Source organism: Streptomyces sparsus (genome assembly GCF_054776295.1).
In genome coordinates this window covers 1-2,963 of sequence record NZ_BAAHCA010000619.1, presented here as the reverse complement: position 1 = coordinate 2,963, position 2,963 = coordinate 1, and the positions used below count along the sequence as shown (strand labels likewise).

Annotated in this window: 5 protein-coding genes; 2 read left to right on the top strand and 3 right to left on the bottom strand. The window is 72.5% G+C overall.

The window, feature by feature from the left end; genetic code table 11:
* From ACYVE9_RS21170 to ACYVE9_RS21160, 3 genes are all read right to left on the bottom strand, one after another.
* Positions 1-329: NAD(P)-binding domain-containing protein (locus tag ACYVE9_RS21170; RefSeq protein WP_461029474.1), on the bottom strand; the 329-nt coding region annotated here is incomplete at its 3' end.
* Positions 330-428: 99 nt separating this feature from the next.
* Positions 429-1,550, bottom strand: coding sequence for an ACR3 family arsenite efflux transporter (gene arsB, locus ACYVE9_RS21165; protein ID WP_461029473.1), 1,122 nt, complete (start codon positions 1,548-1,550; stop codon positions 429-431).
* Positions 1,547-1,861 carry an ArsR/SmtB family transcription factor gene (locus tag ACYVE9_RS21160; RefSeq protein WP_461029472.1) on the bottom strand — a complete coding sequence of 105 codons (315 nt, stop codon included), beginning with the start codon at positions 1,859-1,861 and terminating at the stop codon, positions 1,547-1,549. The genes arsB and ACYVE9_RS21160 overlap by 4 nt, the downstream gene beginning before the upstream one ends.
* Before the next feature lie 65 nt (positions 1,862-1,926).
* Here ACYVE9_RS21160 and ACYVE9_RS21155 point away from each other — a divergent pair, with 65 nt between their 5' ends.
* Together ACYVE9_RS21155 and ACYVE9_RS21150 are read left to right on the top strand one after the other, a co-directional pair.
* The gene (locus ACYVE9_RS21155) at positions 1,927-2,334 is read left to right on the top strand and encodes an arsenate reductase ArsC (RefSeq protein ID WP_461029471.1); all 408 of its coding nucleotides are present in this window, start codon (positions 1,927-1,929) and stop codon (positions 2,332-2,334) included.
* Between the two features lie 217 nt (positions 2,335-2,551).
* Positions 2,552-2,963, top strand: a 412-nt coding sequence (locus ACYVE9_RS21150) for a methylmalonyl-CoA mutase family protein (RefSeq protein WP_461029470.1), incomplete at its 3' end; no start/stop codon positions are given.

Here is a 2,963-nt window from a genome sequence, read left to right as displayed (position 1 = left end):
CGCGCGCCGTCCCGGTGCACGCCCCTCACCCGCACCGGGCGGCGCACGTCGAGCCGGTAGCGCTGCTCGTAGTCGGTGAGGTAGTCGACGACGTGCGGGGCGGACGGGTACGTCCGCCCCGGCTCCGCGGGCATGGGGCGGCCGGGCAGGGAGGAGTACGCCGCCGGGGAGAACAGCCGCAGCGAGTCCCATGCCTGCCGCCAAGCGCCGCCGGGCGCATCCCGGTCGTCGAGGATCACGGCCGTCAGGCCGAGCCTGCGCAGGTGGTAACCGGCGGCGAGCCCGGCCTGGCCGCCGCCGCTCACCACCACCTCGGCCGTCCCGCTCATCCGCCTGCCCCCTGCCGTCCGTGCTCGTGCCGATCGGCCGCGTCCTGTTCCGGGCCTGTGCCGCCCGGTCGTGTCCTCCGTCGGGGAGCCGGTGGCCGCTCAGCCGTCCGTGCGGGCGGTGGTGAGGCGTTGGGCGGTGAACCGGCGGCGCCAGGCCAGCGAGACGTACACCAGGCCGATGAGGACGGGGACCTCGATGAGCGGGCCGACGACGCCGGACAGCGCCTCCCCCGAGGTGACACCGAAGGCGCCGATGGCGACGGCGATGGCCAGTTCGAAGTTGTTGCCGGCCGCGGTGAAGGCGAGCGTGGTGGTGCGGTCGTAGGCCAGGCCGATGGCCTTGCCGAGCGCGAAGCTGCCGAACCACATCACGGCGAAGTAGACGAGCAGCGGCAGGGCGATGCGGGCCACGTCGCCGGGCTGGTTGGTGATGGTGTCGCCCTGGAGCGCGAAGAGCACCACGATGGTGAAGAGCAGGCCGTACAGCGCCCACGGGCCGATCCTCGGCAGGAAGCTGCCCTCGTAGCGGTCCCGGCCGAGCTTGCGCTCCCCGAAGCGGCGGGTGAGGTAGCCGGCCAGCAGCGGCACGCCGAGGAAGATCACCACGTTGACGGCGATCGACCACATGGAGACGTCGAGGCTCTCGCCGTCACCGAGGCCGAGCCAGGTGGGCAGCAGGTCGAGGTAGAACCAGCCGAGCAGGCCGAAGGCGAGGACCTGGAACACCGAGTTGAGCGCCACCAGGACCGCGGCGGCCTCCCGGTCGCCGCAGGCGAGGTCGTTCCAGATGATGACCATGGCGATGCAGCGGGCCAGGCCGACGATGATCAGGCCGGTGCGGTACTCGGGCAGGTCCGGCAGGAACGTCCAGGCCAGGGCGAACATCACGGCCGGGCCGACGAGCCAGTTGATCACCAGCGACGAGACGAGCAGCTTCCGGTCGGCGGTGACGGTGTCGAGCCGGTCGTAGCGGACCTTGGCGAGCACCGGGTACATCATGATCAGCAGCCCGAGCGCGATGGGCAGCGAGATGCCGCCGACCTCGACGGCCGCGAGTGCGTCGTCCAGGCCGGGGACGACGCGGCCCAGGCCCAGGCCGACGCCCATCGCGAGCAGGATCCACACCGCGAGCCAGCGGTCCAGGGTGGAGAGCCCGGCGACGATCGTCGCCGCGGCCGGGTCGGGTGGGGTGCCGGTGGTCGCCGGTTCGGTGCTGGTCACGAGCAGGGCCTCTTGTTCTCCTGGTCGACGGTTCGGCGGGCGGTGGCGGCGAGTTCGGCGAACGAGCCGGCCAGGCTTTCGAGCACGTCCGGGCGGAGCCGGTAGTAGGTGTACCGGCCGCAGGGCTCCGTCTCCACGACCCCGGCCTCGCGCAGCAGCCGCAGGTGGTTGGAGAGGTTGGTCTGGCGGGCGCCGGTCTCCGCCACGAGGTGGGTGGTGCACAGCGTCTCGCCGGCGAGCAGGGTCACGATCCGAAGTCTGAGCGGGTCGGCGAGGACCCGGATCAGATCAGTGTCTACTGACGTCAGCATGGGCTGATACTGTCACATCAGTCAGGACTGATGTCATCCCGCCCCAGGAGACAGGAGAGACAGCGATGCCCGAGAAGCCCTCCGTGCTGTTCGTGTGCGTGCACAACGCCGGCCGGTCGCAGATGGCCGCGGCCTGGCTCAGCCACCTGGCCGGCGACCGCGTCGAGGTGCGCTCCGCCGGCTCCGCGCCCGCCGACCAGGTCAACCCGGCGGCGGTGGAGGCGATGCGTGAGGTCGGCGTGGACATCGCCGCCGAGTCCCCGAAGATCCTCACCACCGAGGCGGTCGAGGCGTCCGACGTGGTCATCACCATGGGCTGCGGCGACACCTGCCCGGTCTTCCCAGGCAAGCGCTACCTGGACTGGAAGCTGGACGACCCGGCCGGGCAGGGAGTGGCTGCCGTGCGGCCCATCCGCGACGAGATCAGGGCCCGCGTCGAGGGCCTCATCGCCGAACTCGCACCCGCCGGCTGAGCGTCCCCCCGGCTGCTGAGCGTCCCCCGGCTGAGCGTCCCCCGGCTGACGCGCCCGCAACGGCCGGTCAGGTGTCAGCCGGCCGGTGCCGCGCCTGCCCGCGGGGGTGCGGTGGCGGGCGGCGCTGTGGGCCCTTCGGGCGAGTGTGTACGGAGAGTCCAAGGTCACATCCGTGCGGCGGTGCGCTCTAAGGTGCGGCTCCCCTAGCCTGCCGTCTATGACGGTCCTGCCTGATGACGGGCTTTCGCTGGCCGCCGAGTTCCCCGAAGCCACCCGTGCCCAGTGGCAGCACCTCGTGGAGGGTGTGCTGCACAAGACGGGCAAGAGCGGGCTTTCCGGGGACGCGGCGGAAGAAGCGCTGTCCACCGAACTCGAGGACGGGCTGCGCACGCGTCCGCTGTACACCGCGGACGACGTGGCCCCGGCCCCTGCCGTGCCCGGCGGACACCCGGGCTCCGCCCCCTATCTGCGCGGCGCCACCCCGCAGGTCAGTACGCCCGCGGGCTGGCAGGTACGCCAGCAGCACCGGCGGGCCGACCCCGGGCAGGCCTACGAGGCGGTGCTCGCCGACCTGCGGCACGGGGTGGGCGCGCTGTGGCTGGTGATGGGCAGCGGCGGCTTCGACGTCG

Excerpts from the sequence above, each read along its gene's own strand:
- ACYVE9_RS21160 (WP_461029472.1), bottom strand. The coding sequence starts at position 1,861 with ATGCTGACGTCAGTAGACACTGATCTGATCCGGGTCCTCGCCGACCCG.
- ACYVE9_RS21155 (WP_461029471.1), top strand. The coding sequence starts at position 1,927 with ATGCCCGAGAAGCCCTCCGTGCTGTTCGTGTGCGTGCACAACGCCGGC.